Origin of the sequence: Pseudomonas moorei, from assembly GCF_008801475.1 — a bacterium.
Taxonomy (GTDB): Bacteria; Pseudomonadota; Gammaproteobacteria; order Pseudomonadales; family Pseudomonadaceae; genus Aquipseudomonas; species Aquipseudomonas moorei.
Genome location: NZ_VZPP01000002.1, coordinates 439176 through 454481, shown reverse-complemented (window position 1 = coordinate 454481; position 15306 = coordinate 439176). Strand labels below are relative to the sequence as shown.

Here is a 15306-nt window from a genome sequence, read left to right as displayed (position 1 = left end):
ACCGAACAGCGCTTTTCATCCTGCGGAGTCGACCATGCAAGCCATCAAACTCTACAACTTTCCCCGTTCCGGCCACGCGCACCGTGTGGAGCTGATGCTTTCGCTACTGCAATTACCAACCGAGTTGATCTTCGTCGACCTGGCCAAGGGCGAACACAAGCAACCGCAATACCTGGCACTCAATGCTTTTGGTCAGGTGCCGGTGCTGGATGACCAAGGCGTGGTATTGGCCGATTCCAACGCGATCCTGGTTTATCTGGCACAGAAATACGGCAAGGGTCGTTGGTTGCCAACCGATCCGGTGGGTGCCGCCAGGGTGCAGCGTTGGTTGTCGGTTGCTGCCGGGCCGATTGCTTTTGGTCCGGCCAGGGCCAGGTTGATCACGGTATTTGGCGCACCTTACAACGCTGAAGAAACGATCGCTTACGCCCATACCGTGCTGAAGATCATCGATCATGAACTGGCCAATACGCCTTGGCTGGCTGGCAGCGAGCCGACCATCGCTGACGTGGCAGCCTACAGCTACATCGCCCATGCACCTGAAGGCAATGTCTCGCTGGACGACTACGCCAACATCCGCGCCTGGCTGGCACGGGTAGAAGCCTTGCCAGGATTTGTCGGCATGCCGCGCACCGTTGCGGGCCTGCAAAAAACTGCCTGATGCTAGCGGCCCGACACTGTCGGGCCCTTCACGCTGCGCCGAGAGTGCAGGGGAGTAGCCGTAATGGACCGTTCACCGTGGCATGCTGGCGAAAAAGAGTTGCAGGCTCATGTGGGTGTCGCTGAGCGAATGGAGGTGTTGGGGCGTCGGGTAATTCGCACCGAGATGCCCGACCAGCACCGTACGTTCTATCAGCAACTGCCGTTCATGCTTTACGGCGCGGTGGATGCAAATGGCAATCCGTGGGCCAGCGTGCTGGAAGGAGCACCGGGCTTCGCCCATTCACCTGAACCAGGGCTGTTGCAATTCAGCAGCTTGCCGGCTGCCGATGATCCGGCGCAATTGGCTGATGGGGCGGCGATCGGTCTGCTTGGGATCGAACTTCACACCCGGCGTCGCAACCGTATCAATGGTCGTATCGGCGCAATGTCCTCGAACGGCTTTGGCGTGACGGTGCAGCAGTCTTACGGCAACTGTCCGCAATACATTCAACTACGGCAGTTTCGATCCGTGCCATTGGCAGATCCGGCAACCCGACTCGCGCAGCATTACAGCGAGCTGGATGAGGCGGCCAAGGCGATGATTGCCGAGGCAGATACCTTCTTTGTCGCCAGTTATGTGGACGTCGAGGGTGAGCGTTCGGTGGATGTTTCCCATCGCGGCGGTCAATCCGGTTTTGTACAGGTAGAAGGTAATCGCCTGACCATCCCGGATTTCGCCGGCAATCTTTTTTTCAACACATTGGGCAACCTTCTGGCCAATCCCAGGGCTGGTTTGTTGTTCATCGATTTCAATTCCGGTGACCTGCTGCAACTCAGCGGTCGCACCGAAATCATCCTTGAAGGTCCACAGGTCGAAGCCTTTCAGGGGGCCGAGCGCTTGTGGACGTTCCACGTGGAACATGTGGTGCGTCGACCCGCCGCCTTGGCTTTGCGCTGGCGTTTCGACGGCGTGTCACCCACCAGTTTGCTGACTGGCACTTGGGCGCAAGCCACGGCCCGCCTGCAAGCACAGGCCTTGGGCGACAGCTGGCGGCCGCTGCGGGTGGTGAAGATCGAACCGGAAAGCCACAACATTCGCTCGATCTACCTGGAGCCCGCCGACGGTGCCGGTTTGCCTTTGTTCCACGCCGGGCAGCATCTGCCCTTGCGGTTCAACATTGATGGCGAAGTGCATATCCGCACGTATAGCCTGTCGAGCGCACCGTCCGATGATTTCTTCCGCATCAGTGTCAAACGTGACGGACGTGTGTCTTCACACCTGCACGAACAGGTTCACGTCGGTGATCTTTTGGAAGCGCGTGCACCTCAAGGGCATTTCACTGTAGCCCCTCATGAGCGCCGTCCGCTGGTGTTGATGGCCGCCGGAGTTGGCATTACGCCGCTTTTGTCGATGCTGCGTGAGGTGGTTTATCAAGGTTTGCGTACCCGCCGTATTCGGCCGACCTGGTTCTTGCAGAGTTCGCGTACGTTGGGCGATCAAGTGTTTCGTCGTGAACTGGACCGCTTGCTTGATGACGCTGGTGATGCCGTCAGGGTAGTGCGGCTGCTCAGTCAACCAGAGCCTTCGGCGCGTGAGGGTGAAGATTTCGACCTGACCGGACGAATTGACGTCGCGCTACTCAAGGATCTGCTTGAGGTCGAGGACTACGATCTTCTGGATTTCGTCCTGTGCGGTCCGGGAAGTTTTACCCAAGCGAAGTACGACGGATTGCGCGAGCTGGACATCCGCGATGCAAGGATTCACGCCGAAACCTTCGGGCCCTCTACATTGCGTCGACAACCAGACCCGGACGCCGTGGTTATCGAACAACCGCCAGCCTCCACCACCTCGGTACCGGTGGTGTTCCAGCGCTCCGCCAAAGAGGCTCGCTGGCAACCCGATGGAAGCAGTCTTCTGGAGCTGGCGGAAAGTCGCGGATTGCGCCCGGAATTCAGCTGCCGAGGGGGTTCCTGCGGGACCTGCAAGACGCGTTTGATCAGCGGCCAGGTGCATTATCCACAGCCACCCGCCGAAGTACCGGAGGAAGGACAGGTGCTGATTTGTTGTGCAATTCCGGCTCAGGGCGCGCAGCCTCTGGTGCTGGATATCTGAAGAGTCGTCATAAGCCATCATTGCCCGGAGAGCGATGGCTCAGTAGGGTAGAGCGCAGAACGAAAGGGCCGTCACTGGCTCTTTCTGCATTTTCAGGGATAGGCGCCTTAATGGTTTTTCTTGCTCGCTGGATCGTCCTGCTGACATCGCTGGCGCTGTTCAGCGGTTGCGAAGAACAGGATGCTCCGCCACTCGATCAGCAGCTCTACGTCTGGCAACGACAATGGACACCTGATCATGACGTCGCTCTGAGGGACAGCCGCGCAGACTTTTCCACTTTGCGGGTGTTGGCGCTTCAAGCCTTTCCCCAGGCCGGCTGGAGTCGGGCACGGATTGATCCTGCATTGCTCAAGCGAGACGGGCGGCCACTGATTGCCGTGATTCGCCTCGATGGCCAGCTCAAGTCGTTGGATCAGGATGAGGTCACGACACAGATTCAACAGGTGATCAGTGATTGGCAGGCGCTTGGACTGAGCCTCTCCGGTGTGGAAATCGACCACGATGCAGGTAACGCCCGGCTACCGGCGTACCGTGAGTTTCTGCAGCATTTGCGCGCCAATCTGCCAGCCTCTTTGCCGCTGAGCATCACCGCGTTGCCGGCGTGGCTCGACAGTCGCGAATTGCCTGCATTGTTATCCACAGTTGATAGCAGCGTGCTGCAAGTGCATGCCGTCAGCGACCCGCGTCGTGGTCTGTTCGATCCGGCGCAGGCCCGGCACTGGGCGAAAGAATGGAGCCGTATCACTTCGAAGCCCTTCTATTTAGCGTTGCCGGCATACGGCGTGGCGTTGTTGCCCAGTGCGGGCGGTGCGCCGATCGTGGAAAGTGAGATTCGCCTCGAACGTGAGGGCAAGCGTCAGGAATTGCTGGCCGACCCACTGCAACTCAGACAGCTTGGCGCCGAATTGCGTGCCGATCCGCCGGCACATCTGGCGGGCCTGATCTGGTTTCGCCTGCCACTGGCCAACGACCGTCGCGCCTGGAGCCTGATGACCTTGCGCGCTGTAGTACGCGGTGACGCGCTGAACAGTCGGTTGGCGCTGAAACTCTCGGCCCACGAAGGCCTCTATGACATCGACATCAACAACGAGGGCAACCTCGACACAGCCTGGCCCGAGCGTGTGACGTTGGCGGTTCGAGGGTGTGAGGGGGCGGATGCGCTGGCCGGTTATGCGTTGCAACAAGGCCCGGATCTGCTTACCTTCACCCGCCTGCATGACGGTCGAATAGCGGCTGGCGGACAGCGTGCCATGGGTTGGGCTCGCTGTGCACATATTGATCAAGGAGGTTCGAATGTTTACCCGTAACTGGTCCCGCCATCTACTTTGCCTGAGTCTCAGCCTGCCGCTGGGTTCGGCGCTGGCGTGCGGGCCGGATTTCCCCATGCGCCTGCTCGACAATCGTAACCAGTCGCTGGCGGAACTGCCTGAGGGTAACTTCAATTTCGAGGTCAATCGCCTGGGGCATGCCATTGCCGGGTTGAAACACGTCACTCAAGCCGTCAACAGCATGGAAACAACCGACTATGCAGAACAGCGCAGTCAGGCCGAGCAGGCTGGTTTGACGGCCGATCAGCAGGCGCTGGTGCAACAGTTGCGTGCGTTGACCGATGCTCGCCAGGTTGAGGTTGGGGGCGAAAAGCTGCCGGCTGAGCTCAAGTTCTATCTGGCCGGTGCCGTGGCATTTGCTGGCGGCGATTTTGGATTGGCGGCGGAGTATTTTAAGAAGGTATTGGCGCTGCCGGCCGATCAACGATCGTTGCGCAGCACATGGGCCGCATACTCGCTGGGCCGGGCGTTGTTTGCCATCAGCTTGGAAGCGGGCGCCGATCCCGACGTGCTGGCGCAGTCGCGCCAGGCTTTCGAGCAAACCCGGCAACTGAGCATCGATGGTTTCAGCGATCCGCTGGAGTTGGGCGTTGCCAGTCTGGGTGAACAAGCCCGCGTTGCCCGGAAGGAGGGCGACTGGAACAGCGCCATCGAATTGTATGCCACGCAAAACCTCCAGGGTTCGGCGGTTGGCTACACCTCGCTGAAGCTGTTGATGGCTGAACTTGCAGCGATGCCGGACGATCAACTGGCCGAACTGCTCAAGGGCAAAGCGGTACAACAGCTGATCACGGCGTCCTTGATCAGTCGACTGGGTTGGTCATTCGGCGATCAGCCGCCCAACGAACAGAAATTGATCAAACTCCTTCAAAGCAGCACGCGCGGTACGCTCGATAACGCCGATCGCCTGGCGGCGGTCAATTATCAACAGGGTGACTACGCCAGCGCCAAGGCCTTCCTGGAACACGCCGGCGATGGCGGCCTGGCTTGGTGGCTGCGGGCCAAACTGGCGGTGCGCGAGGGTGATAAAAATGCTGCGGCTGCCGCTTATGCGAAGGCGGCCCAGGCTTTCCCGCAGAATGAATCCTGGGGTGAGCGCAGAACGCCGGACTACGATTACGAAACGCTCCAGCCCAAGTGTCGGGTCGAAGGCGAAAGCGCGATTCTGGCCTTGCAGCGCGGGGATTACCTGCAGGCTTTTGATCAGCTTTATCGAAGCAACGACATTTACTGGTTCGATGCGGCTACAGTCGCCGAGCGCGTGCTGACCGTCGATGAGCTCAAACATTACGTCGACACTCAGGTTCCGGCGCCACCGGCACTCAGTCAGCAGGATCGCGACAACTATGTACCGCTGCCGGTGGCCGCCAAGCTGCGCAATTTGCTCGGGCGGCGCTTGTTGCGTGAAGCACGTTACGAAGAGGCACCGGCCTACTTCGACAGCGTGGATTTACAGAATAAGGCAACGTGGTATGGGCAGTTGCGCCAGGACGCTGAATCAAAATGGTGGCCGAGCAAGCGTGCATTTGCCTATTTCCACGCCGCAACGCTGGCCCGATTCGACGGAATGGAACTCTTGGGTTACGAGATGGCCCCGGACTACGCCACATTGGCTGGCAATTACAGTCTCGAAAGCAACGAACTCAAAGTTGGTCCATGGGTGGCCGAACAGGAAGTCATCCGCCAGCGTGTCAGTGCTGCCCAACCCGATCGGCGTTATCACTACCGTTATGTCGCCAATGCATTGGCCAGTCGTGCCGCCGATTACTTGCCTCATACCAGTCAGGCATTCGCGGCTGTGCTGTGTGCGGCGACCGGGTGGAATACCGATTCTGATGAAAAACGCGCTTTCTATCAGCGCTACGTCAAGGAAGGCCCTTATGTTGATTGGGCCGTATTTTTCGGCGAGCGCTGCCCTTATCCGGAAATCGAGAATGCTGATAAGCGTTACGTGACCCAAGCTATGGCCCCCATCCGTGCAACACTTCGGCCCTACAAAAAGTGGCTGGAGATGGGGGGGGTCGTGGTGTTTACAGCGATCGCCCTGTTGCTGATCAACCGTCACAAGCGCAAGAAGCGGGCGTAATTACGCCTGCTGAACAAAGGTCAGCCGCACCGCGAAACCGATCAACAGGCTGCCAAACAGCCACTGCTGCAGGCGTTGGGCGGATGGACTGCGTTGCAGCCATCGGCCCAAGGCCGCACCGACCAGCGCATAGGCACTGTCGAACAGCAAACCGACGGCCACCAACACCACGCCCAACGTCGCGAATTGTGCGAGCACCGGCCCGGCGTGCGGATTGATGAACTGTGGCAACAGAACGGAGCAGAACAACAACGCCTTGGGATTAAGCAGGTTGGTCAGCAGGCCGCGCTGTATCGCCTGCGCCCAGCGCGGTTTCCCGGTGGTTTGATGGGCGCCATTGAGGTTCGGCAGCAGGGTCGTGCGCAGGCACTGAACACCGATCCACAACAGGTACGCGGCACCGGCCAGACGCACCACGTCGAAGGTCCAGGGCGCCGCCTTGAACAGTGCCGCCAATCCCAATGCCGCCAGCGCCACATGGCAGGCCCGGGCGATGGCCAGGCCCACCGCCGTAGCCAGCGCAGCGCCTTTGCCCTGGCGAGCACCGGTCTGCAACAGCAGGATCATGTCGGGGCCGGGCAATAAATACACCACCGCCAATGCCATGAAAAACAGCCACAGTCCCGCCATGTTGCACCCCATTCGTTGTCGATTCGGTAAGGCCAGTCTAGGGCGCAAGAGCGGGGCAGGTGGTTGCGTAGTTCGCTTCTAAAACGACCAGTCTTGGCATAATCTGCCAGTCTTTGACCTTCGTACCATCGGGATCTGCCAAACCATGAAACTGGATGCCTACGACCGCAAGATTCTCGCCGCACTGCAACGGGACGGTCGCTTGAGCAATGTGCAATTGGCTGACGAAATCGGACTGTCTGCGTCGCCCTGTTTACGGCGGGTGCGGATGCTTGAAGAGGCCGGGGTTATTCGTGGCTATCAGGCCAATCTGGATCGCGATGAAGTCGGGCTTGGCTTGACCGTGTTCGTGGGGGTCAAGGTCGAGCGCCATAACGACGAGCAGGCAGAAGCCTTTCGACTGGCGGTGACGGCACTGCCCGAAGTGATTTCGGCGTTTCTGGTGTCAGGGGAATCGGATTTTCTGTTACAGGTGGTGGTGCCGGATTTGCGTGCGTATGACCGGTTTCTCACGGGATGCTTGTTGAAATTGCCGGGCGTGAGCGATATCCGCAGCAACTTTGCCATTCACACGGTGAAGACGCCGGGGGCGTTGCCCTTGGGGCATTTGCCGCTTTAGCCAAGGCGATCTTTTCGCGAGCAGACTCACCCCCACAGATGGATGCATTTCAATGTGGGAGCGCGAGCCTGCTCGCGAAAGCAATGGACCCGCCACAGGAAACTCAGGCGCGTTACATCTGCGTCGCCATCCCCTCCACATTCATCGCGGCCTGGCGCAACGCCTCGGAGCGCGTCGGGTGCGGGTGACAGGTCAGGGCGATGTCTTCGGCGGACGCGCTGAACTCCATGGCCACGCAATATTCGCCAATCATTTCACTGACGCTCGGGCCCACCAGGTGCACGCCGAGGATTTCGTCCGTGCGCTCATCAGCCAGTACTTTGGCAAAGCCTTCGGTTTCGTGATTGATCTTCGCCCGGCTGTTGGCGGTGAAGGGGAATTTGCCGACTTTGAATGCACGACCTTCGGCCTTCAGTTGTTCTTCGGTCTTGCCGACGCTGGCCAGTTCGGGTTTGGTATAGATCACGTTGGGGATCAAGTCGTAATTGACCTCGCCGGCCTTGCCAACGATCTGCTCGACGCAGGCCATGGCTTCGTCTTCGGCCTTGTGCGCGAGCATCGGGCCGGAGGTGACATCGCCAATCACCCAGACGCCAGCGGCTTCGGTGCGGTGGCCCTTGTTGGCGAGCATGCCGCGTTTGTCTGTACTGAGGCCGACGTTCTCCAGCCCCAGACCCTGTGTATAAGGTCGGCGTCCGATGGCCACCAGCACGTAATCGGCTTCAATCGACTCTGCGGTGCCGCCTGCGGCGGGCTCGACGCTGAGTTGAACGCCGGTGGCGGAAGTTGTGGCGCGGGTCACTTTTGAACTCAACTTGAAGCTGATCCCTTGTTTGCTCAATGAGCGCTGCAGGGTTTTGCCTGCCTCGCCGTCCACGCCCGGGCAGATCCGATCCAGGTATTCGACCACGGTCACTCGAGCCCCCAGGCGCCGCCAGACCGAACCCAGCTCCAAACCAATCACTCCGGCGCCGATCACCACCAGGTGTTTCGGGACTTCCGTCAGTGACAGTGCGCCAGTGGAATCGAGAATGCGTTGGTTATCGATATCCACACCGGGCAGGGGAGTGGGTTCCGAACCGGTGGCGATGATGATGTCTTTGGCGCTCAGTTCGGTCTTGCCACCGCTGCTGTCCGTTACCGTGACTTTGCCCGGCCCGTCTATATGGCCCCATCCCTTGATCCAGTCGACCTTGTTTTTGCGAAAGAGAAACTCGATGCCTTTGGTCAGACCGGCCACGCTCTCGTCTTTCTGTTTCATCATCTGAGCCAGATTGAGCGTGGGTTTGACTTCGATACCCAGGTTGGCGAATTCCGCACCCATCGCCGCGTCGTACAGTTCGGAGGCGTGCAGCAACGCCTTCGATGGCATGCAGCCAACGTTCAGGCAGGTGCCCCCCAGGGTGGCGCGTCCTTCTACGCACGCTGCTTTCAAACCCAGTTGGCCCGCGCGGATGGCTGCGTTGTAGCCACCGGGGCCACCACCAAGTATCACGACGTCATAAGTGCTCATGGATTACTCCTGGATTGAAAGCGGATGGTGGAGGGGTAAAAGTAGTCTTTGAAAAAAATTACGATCGTAATATGAGCGTTTTAGTGCATTTCGGTCAAGGCTTCAGCCTAGGGACAGGTTGGGCATTTTTAGATAGAGCAAATATGTACGGAAATTTCACCGATTGCGTTATATCGTAACGAAATGCGACGTGAGCAACGTAAACACTGGGGTGGTATGCAAGTCGATCTCGATGATGAAGGAGCGCAGGCAGCCGGACTGCCGCGCTTTCAGCAGGCCGTTTTTCAGGGGCGCCGATTGCGCTTGTTCGCCATCGGTCTGGGCGCACTCGCGGCAATGGGCCTGGTGTCAGGTTTTTTTGTCGGGCTGTTTGCGCCTCAATCCCTTTGGCCGGCCCTGCTGTTCAATCAGAGCGCTGCGTTGCTGGTACTGGTTGCAGGCTTGCAATCCGCCTGGTGGGTGACGCAATGGCGCGCGCGGGCGATGAGTCCGCTGGCGCCGTTGGTGGTCGCTTCTGAAGAGGCCGAAGCCCCGTTGGGCTGGTACGAACGGCTGCTGGAGCGGATCAGTCAGCGCTGGCTGAATCTGCTAAGACATATCGGTACGCCAACGCTGTGGTTGGGTGGTTGGGCACTGCTTGCATTGCTCAGCGTCGAACAAGCATGGAACCTTGATTTACCGCCCGCCGCCCTGGGGATGTCGGCCACTGTCGGCGCTGCCTTGGCGCTGTTGCTGGCCTTCGGCTTGCTGGTGCTGGAGCGTCAGCTGACACAGGAAGGCAGTGCCCAATGGCCCGAAGCAGGCGCATTGGCGCAACTCACCCGTGTGGCAATCATCAGTCTGATACTCAGTGCGTTATGCCTGTTGTTTGGCAATGAAACCTCGGTCTGGCCAGTGCGCCTGGCCGTACTGATCGGCCTGCTGCCGGGGCTCGTCGCCTTCGAATTGTTGCTGCGTGCCGTGTTGTCATTGTTCAGTCCTCGTCGGGATCGACTCGAACCTGCATTGCTGGCGCGTAGCTTTGTTGCCGACTTGCTGCGCTGGCCACCGCAACCCTTGCTGGCCTTGCAGCACGAATTGCACAACCGCTTCGGCATCGACCTGCGACAGATCTGGGCCTTCACTTACATGCGTCGGGCGTTTTTGCCGGTGCTGGGTGTTGTCGCCATCGTCGGTTGGTCGCTGACCGGTGTTCACGAAATACCGTTGCAAGGGCGGGGGATCTACGAGCGTTTCGGCAAACCCGTGGCGGTGTTCGGCCCTGGATTACATGCAGGTTTACCCTGGCCGTTGGGCAGGGTGATAAGTGTCGAAAACGGCGTGGTTCATGAATTGGCCACCAGCGTGGGCGAAACGTCAGCCCCTGTGCAGGCCGACCCCGCTGAAGGTCCGGCGCCGATAACGGCCAACCGGTTATGGGACGCCAGCCATGTGAATGACAAATCCCAGGTGATTGCCAGCAGCCGTGCCGACAAACAGAGCTTCCAGATCGTCAACATGGACGTCCGTTTTGTCTATCGCATCGGTCTGGATGATCAGGCGGCGTTGGCGGCGACTTACAACAGCGCGGATGTGCCGACGCTGATCCGCAGCACCGCCAGCCGCATTCTGGTCCACGACTTCGCCTCGCGGACTCTTGACGGTTTGCTCGGTGAGGACCGGGTAGGGCTCGCCGAAGAAATTGGCCGGGCGGTGCAGGCCGACCTGAAGAAACTCGACAGCGGCGTGGAAATTCTCGCCACGGTGGTCGAGGCGATTCATCCACCGGCAGGGGCGGCCAATGCTTATCACGGCGTACAAGCGGCGCAGATCGGCGCGCAAGCCCTGATCGCCCGTGAACGCGGCGCCGCCGCCGAAGCCACCAATCAGGCCCAGTTACAGGCCAGCATGGCCCGCGATCAAGCCACGGCGAATGCCCGGGAAATCAATGCGACGGCCAAGGCTGCCGACCTGAAATTCGCCGCCGAGAAAAAGGCTTATGCCAGTGCGGGCCAGGCCTTCGTGCTTGAGCAATACCTCGATCAACTTTCCCAGGGCCTGGCCAATGCCAGGTTGCTGGTCCTCGATCATCGCCTGGGCGGCAGCAGTAATGCGCCGACCATCGATCTCCGTACGTTCACGTTGCCGGCTGACCCTGCGTCGTCGCGTCAATCCTCTCAGCCAGGAGCCGCCCATTGAGCCAGTCACATACCCACGATCACGATGACCACAGTGGCCACGATCACGGTCATGGCGGGCATCACCACCACGGTCATCACCATCACCACCACGGCGATCCGCAAGAGGCCGGTCCATTCCCTTGGCGACGCATGGGGTGGGCTGCATTGCTGGTGGCGTTTGCGGTGGCGGCTGCGAGCCTGGTGCAAGTGCGTTCGGGTGAAGCGACGGTGATTACCCGTTTCGGCAACCCGTCGCGGGTCTTGCTTGAACCCGGTCTGGGGTGGCGTTGGCCGGCCCCGTTCGAAGCGGCGATTCCGGTTGATCTGCGTCTGCGCACCACGTCCAGCGGTTTGCAGGATGTCGGCACGCGCGACGGATTGCGCATCATTATCCAGGCCTACGTGGCCTGGCAGGTGCAGGGTGACCCTGACAATGTGCAGCGCTTTATGCGCGCGGTGCAAAATCAGCCAGACGAAGCGGCGCGACAGATCCGTACTTTTGTCGGCTCGGCACTGGAGACCACGGCCAGCAGTTTTGATCTCGCCAATCTGGTGAACACCGACGCCAGTCAAGTTCACATCGCTGATTTCGAGGCGCAACTGCGTAAGCAAATCGATCAGCAGTTGCTGACCACCTACGGCGTGCGGGTACTGCAAGTGGGTATCGAACGCCTGACCTTACCTTCGGTGACCCTGAGCGCGACGGTCGATCGCATGCGCGCCGAGCGTGAAACCATCGCCACCGAACGCACGGCCATCGGCAAGCGCGAAGCCGCGCAAATCCGCTCCGCAGCGGAACGTGATGCGCGAATCGTCCAGGCCGATGCGACCGTGAAAGCGGCTGACATCGAGGCGCAATCCCGAGTCGAAGCCGCGCAGATTTATGGCCGCGCCTATGCCGGTTCACCACAGCTATACAACCTGCTGCGTTCGCTCGATACCTTGGGCACCGTGGTCACGCCGGGTACGAAGCTGATTCTGCGCACCGATGCCGCGCCTTTCCGGGTATTGGTTGATGGTCCGCCAACGCTCGATAACAAGTCCGGATCTCAGCCATGAGTTGGGTTCCACGTGGAACAAATGAGTTGAGCAGCCCCTGGATACAGGCCGGGCGCTTGGCATTTCTCGCGCTTTACGCGGTAACGGTTCTGGCCGCTCTGGCGTGGGCGTTCTCCAACGTGCGGCAAATAGATCCGCAAAATCGTGCGGTGGTTTTGCACTTTGGCGCGCTGGATCGCATCCAGAATGCCGGTTTGCTGTTGGCCTGGCCTCGACCGTTTGAGCAGGTGATTTTGCTGCCGGCGGCGGACCGGGTGATCGAGCGTCGCGTGGAAAATCTGCTGCGCACGGACGCCGCATTGCAGGCTGATCGCGTGGCCAGTTTCGCAACGCCGATCAGCGATGCGCTGGCAGGTTCCGGTTACCTGCTGACGGGTGATGCCGGTGTGGTGCAACTGGATGTGCGGGTCTTCTACAAGGTCACTGAGCCGTATGCCTTCGTGCTTCAAGGCGAGCATGTACTGCCGGCGCTGGACCGCGTCGTGACCCGCAGTGCGGTGGCGCTTGCCGCTGCACGTGACCTGGACACTATTCTGGTCGCCCGCCCGGAATTGATCGGTGCGGATAATCAGGCCGCCGAGAGGCGTGAACGTCTGCGCGGTGATCTGGTGCAAGGTATCAATCAACGCCTGGCTGAATTATCGGCGACGGGGCAGGGACTGGGGATCGAAGTATCGCGGGTCGATGTGCAATCGAGTCTGCCGGACCCTGCGGTCAATGCCTTCAACGCCGTACTGACGGCCAGTCAACAAGCCGACAAAGCCGTGGCCAACGCGCGCACTGACGCCGAGAAGCTGACCCAGACCGCCAACGAACAAGCCGACCGCACACTGCAGGTCGCCCACGCTCAGGCGAGCGAACGACTGGCAAAAGCCTCGGCGGATACGGCCACGGTGTTGAGCCTGACCACCGCGCAACAACAGGGCACCGACCCGCAAATGTTGATGCGGATCTACCGCGAACGGATACCGAAGATTCTTGGCCAGGCAGGCTCGGTCACCACGGTTGATCCGAAAGACGATTCCCGCCTGATCATTCAGGGAGCTGCACAATGACCGCTCAAACTGCTGCGCCGAGCATGTTGTCCTCGGCAGAACAGCGCAGCGCTGCCCGTCAATTGACCCTCGCCATGCTTGCTCTCGGCTTGCTTGCGCTGGGACTCTTGTGGCGCTGGTTGTCGCCGCAACAGATCGGTGTCAGCCAGTTACTCCTGGGTTTTGCTTCCGTGCTGGTGGCCGTGCCCGTCATGCGTTCGGCCTGGTACAGCCTGAGGTATCCGAGTTTGCACGGGATCACCGATCAATTGATCGCCCTGGCCATGCTGGGTGCCTGGGCGACAGGCGATCTGCTGACGGCGGCGTTGCTTCCGATCATCATGATCTTCGGCCACGTATTGGAAGAACGCAGTGTCATTGGCTCGCAAGAAGCCATTCACGCCCTGGGCAAACTGACTCGCAGCCATGCACGCAAGGTTCAGGCGGATGGCTCCATCGTCGAGGTGGACAACGGTTCGCTGAAGGCGGGCGATCGGGTGGAGGTTCGTGCCGGTGACCGGGTGCCGGCGGATGGTCTCGTGTTGTCCGGTCAGGCGAGTCTGGACACCGCGTCCATCACCGGTGAATCGGTGCCGATCGAGGCCGGCGTCGGCATGCCGGTGTTCGGTGGTGCGATTAATCTCGATGGCTTGCTGCGCATCGAAGTGACCCGAACGGGGCGCGAATCGACTCTGGGTAAAGTCATCGCGCTGATGCAAAACGCCGAACGCTCCAAGCCGCCGATCACCCGGTTGCTGGAGCGTTATGCCGGAAGCTACATGGTGCTGGTATTGCTACTGGCCGCAGTGACCTGGTTCATCACCAACGACGCTCAAGCCATGCTGGCGGTGTTGGTGGCGGCTTGTCCTTGTGCGCTGGTGTTGTCGGCACCAGCGACGGCAATTGCCGGGGTGGCGGTGGCGGCGCGGCACGGCATTCTGATTCGCAGTTCGGCGTTCCTTGAGGAGCTGGCCGACCTGACATCCCTGGTGGTCGACAAGACCGGAACCCTGACTTTCGGCACCTTGCGCCTGCAAGCCATCGACAGTCCGCTGGAGGACCGCAGCCACGTCTTGAAACTCGCCGCCAGCCTCGGCTCCGCCAGCAGCCACCCGGTCAGTCGGGCGCTGGCCGGGCTGGTGACTCAAGATCATTTTTTGCTGCTGTCGAACATTCACGAGCGTCAGGGCTTGGGTGTGGTGGCCATGACGGAGCAAGGCGAAGCCGCACTGGGGCGACCGGAGTTGTTCGCCCAGTTGGGCATCGCCACCTCAAGCGTTCCAGACCACGACGGTCCGATTGCCGGGCTGGCGCTCAACGGTGAATTCCTCGCCTGGCTGTTGTTGGCCGACAGCGTTAAACCGGAAGCGAAATTTGCCTTGAATGAGTTGCGCGAACTTGGATTGGGTCGGCAGCTGTTGCTGACCGGTGACCGTCAAAGTGTCGCTCATACACTCGCTCGGGATGTCGGCATCAGTGATGTCGAAGCGCAGGCCTTGCCCGAGGACAAACTGAATCGCGTGCTCAAGGAGATCGGCAACGGTTTCCGGCCGATGGTGGTGGGGGACGGCATCAACGATTCGCTGGCACTCAAGGCTGGCGTAGTGGGTGTTGCGATGGGCGCAGGCGGGGCGGATATCGCGTTGGCGTCGGCTGATGTTGTGCTGATCGGCAGCGACCTGCGTCGCCTCGGTACCTGCGTGCGCTTGAGTCGGCAATGCCGACAGACTTTGCAGGTCAACGTGATCATCGGCCTGGGTTGGACCCTGGCGATTGTGGCCTTTGCCGCGTTCGGCTGGCTCGGTGCGGCGGGCGCGATGATTGCGGCGTTGTTGCATAACCTCAGTACATTGTTGGTGCTGGGCAATGCAGGGCGGCTGCTGCGCTTTCAAGAACCGCTGCTCAAGTTAAAGGATGAGGAGTGAGTTCCATTCGGCGGCGGCTCTAGCACGCGGGATGCTCGGTGGAAAGATTTCAGAACTGTGTGCGCTGTTCGCAGTCATTTAAAGTGAGGGCTCGGCATTTTGTGTATTCGCGGTAACAAGCGGTCTTTTGCCGCGAATCATAGAAAGCGGCTATTAGTTCGATAGCCAGCTATTTTTTCAAGATGGTCTACCCTCTGA

Annotated in this window: 11 protein-coding genes; 9 read left to right on the top strand and 2 right to left on the bottom strand. The window is 60.1% G+C overall.

What is annotated here, in order from left to right; genetic code table 11:
* Positions 1-34: 34 nt before the first annotated feature.
* The 4 genes from F7R06_RS05040 (at position 35) to F7R06_RS05025 (ending at position 6169) form a co-directional block, all read left to right on the top strand.
* Positions 35-661 carry a glutathione S-transferase family protein gene (locus F7R06_RS05040; RefSeq protein WP_090326869.1) on the top strand — a complete coding sequence of 209 codons (627 nt, stop codon included), beginning with the start codon at positions 35-37 and terminating at the stop codon, positions 659-661.
* Between the two features lie 63 nt (positions 662-724).
* Entirely contained in the window at positions 725-2755 is a 2031-nt protein-coding gene (locus F7R06_RS05035; protein ID WP_090326866.1) for a pyridoxamine 5'-phosphate oxidase family protein, read from the top strand.
* Positions 2756-2865: 110 nt separating this feature from the next.
* Entirely contained in the window at positions 2866-4062 is a 1197-nt protein-coding gene (locus F7R06_RS05030) for a DUF3142 domain-containing protein (protein ID WP_090326864.1), read from the top strand.
* Entirely contained in the window at positions 4049-6169 is a 2121-nt protein-coding gene (locus F7R06_RS05025) for a hypothetical protein (RefSeq protein ID WP_090326861.1), read from the top strand. Before F7R06_RS05030 ends, F7R06_RS05025 begins: the two co-directional genes overlap by 14 nt.
* Here F7R06_RS05025 and F7R06_RS05020 read toward each other — a convergent pair whose 3' ends face one another.
* Positions 6170-6799, bottom strand: a complete 630-nt coding sequence (locus F7R06_RS05020; protein ID WP_090326858.1) for a LysE family translocator — start codon at positions 6797-6799, stop codon at positions 6170-6172. It abuts the gene before it with no gap.
* Positions 6800-6944: 145 nt separating this feature from the next.
* Between F7R06_RS05020 and F7R06_RS05015 the strand changes: the two genes are divergently transcribed.
* A complete protein-coding gene (locus F7R06_RS05015; protein WP_090326856.1) occupies positions 6945-7418 on the top strand; it encodes an Lrp/AsnC family transcriptional regulator in 474 nt (157 codons plus the stop codon).
* Between the two features lie 112 nt (positions 7419-7530).
* Here F7R06_RS05015 and lpdA read toward each other — a convergent pair whose 3' ends face one another.
* Positions 7531-8931: a dihydrolipoyl dehydrogenase gene (lpdA, locus tag F7R06_RS05010; RefSeq protein ID WP_090326852.1), complete on the bottom strand. Its 1401-nt coding sequence runs from the start codon at positions 8929-8931 to the stop codon at positions 7531-7533.
* A gap of 216 nt (positions 8932-9147) precedes the next feature.
* Here lpdA and hflK (F7R06_RS05005) point away from each other — a divergent pair, with 216 nt between their 5' ends.
* The 4 genes from hflK (F7R06_RS05005) to F7R06_RS04990 are packed head-to-tail and all read left to right on the top strand — an operon-like array spanning position 9148 to position 15108.
* Complete coding sequence (gene hflK, locus F7R06_RS05005) at positions 9148-11109, top strand: protease modulator HflK (protein WP_090326850.1); 1962 nt, start codon at positions 9148-9150, stop codon at positions 11107-11109.
* Entirely contained in the window at positions 11106-12149 is a 1044-nt protein-coding gene (gene hflC / locus F7R06_RS05000; protein ID WP_090326848.1) for a protease modulator HflC, read from the top strand. The genes hflK (F7R06_RS05005) and hflC overlap by 4 nt, the downstream gene beginning before the upstream one ends.
* The gene (hflK, locus tag F7R06_RS04995; protein WP_090326846.1) at positions 12146-13204 is read left to right on the top strand and encodes a protease modulator HflK; all 1059 of its coding nucleotides are present in this window, start codon (positions 12146-12148) and stop codon (positions 13202-13204) included. The genes hflC and hflK (F7R06_RS04995) overlap by 4 nt, the downstream gene beginning before the upstream one ends.
* Positions 13201-15108: a cation-translocating P-type ATPase gene (locus F7R06_RS04990; RefSeq protein ID WP_090326844.1), complete on the top strand. Its 1908-nt coding sequence runs from the start codon at positions 13201-13203 to the stop codon at positions 15106-15108. Before hflK (F7R06_RS04995) ends, F7R06_RS04990 begins: the two co-directional genes overlap by 4 nt.
* Positions 15109-15306: the final 198 nt, after the last annotated feature.

Coding starts and splice junctions, on each gene's coding strand:
- F7R06_RS05040 (WP_090326869.1), top strand. CDS start 35: ATGCAAGCCATCAAACTCTACAACTTTCCCCGTTCCGGCCACGCGCAC.
- F7R06_RS05035 (WP_090326866.1), top strand. CDS start 725: ATGGACCGTTCACCGTGGCATGCTGGCGAAAAAGAGTTGCAGGCTCAT.
- F7R06_RS05030 (WP_090326864.1), top strand. CDS start 2,866: ATGGTTTTTCTTGCTCGCTGGATCGTCCTGCTGACATCGCTGGCGCTG.
- F7R06_RS05025 (WP_090326861.1), top strand. CDS start 4,049: ATGTTTACCCGTAACTGGTCCCGCCATCTACTTTGCCTGAGTCTCAGC.
- F7R06_RS05020 (WP_090326858.1), bottom strand. CDS start 6,799: ATGGCGGGACTGTGGCTGTTTTTCATGGCATTGGCGGTGGTGTATTTA.
- F7R06_RS05015 (WP_090326856.1), top strand. CDS start 6,945: ATGAAACTGGATGCCTACGACCGCAAGATTCTCGCCGCACTGCAACGG.
- lpdA (WP_090326852.1), bottom strand. CDS start 8,931: ATGAGCACTTATGACGTCGTGATACTTGGTGGTGGCCCCGGTGGCTAC.
- hflK (WP_090326850.1), top strand. CDS start 9,148: ATGCAAGTCGATCTCGATGATGAAGGAGCGCAGGCAGCCGGACTGCCG.
- hflK (WP_090326846.1), top strand. CDS start 12,146: ATGAGTTGGGTTCCACGTGGAACAAATGAGTTGAGCAGCCCCTGGATA.
- F7R06_RS04990 (WP_090326844.1), top strand. CDS start 13,201: ATGACCGCTCAAACTGCTGCGCCGAGCATGTTGTCCTCGGCAGAACAG.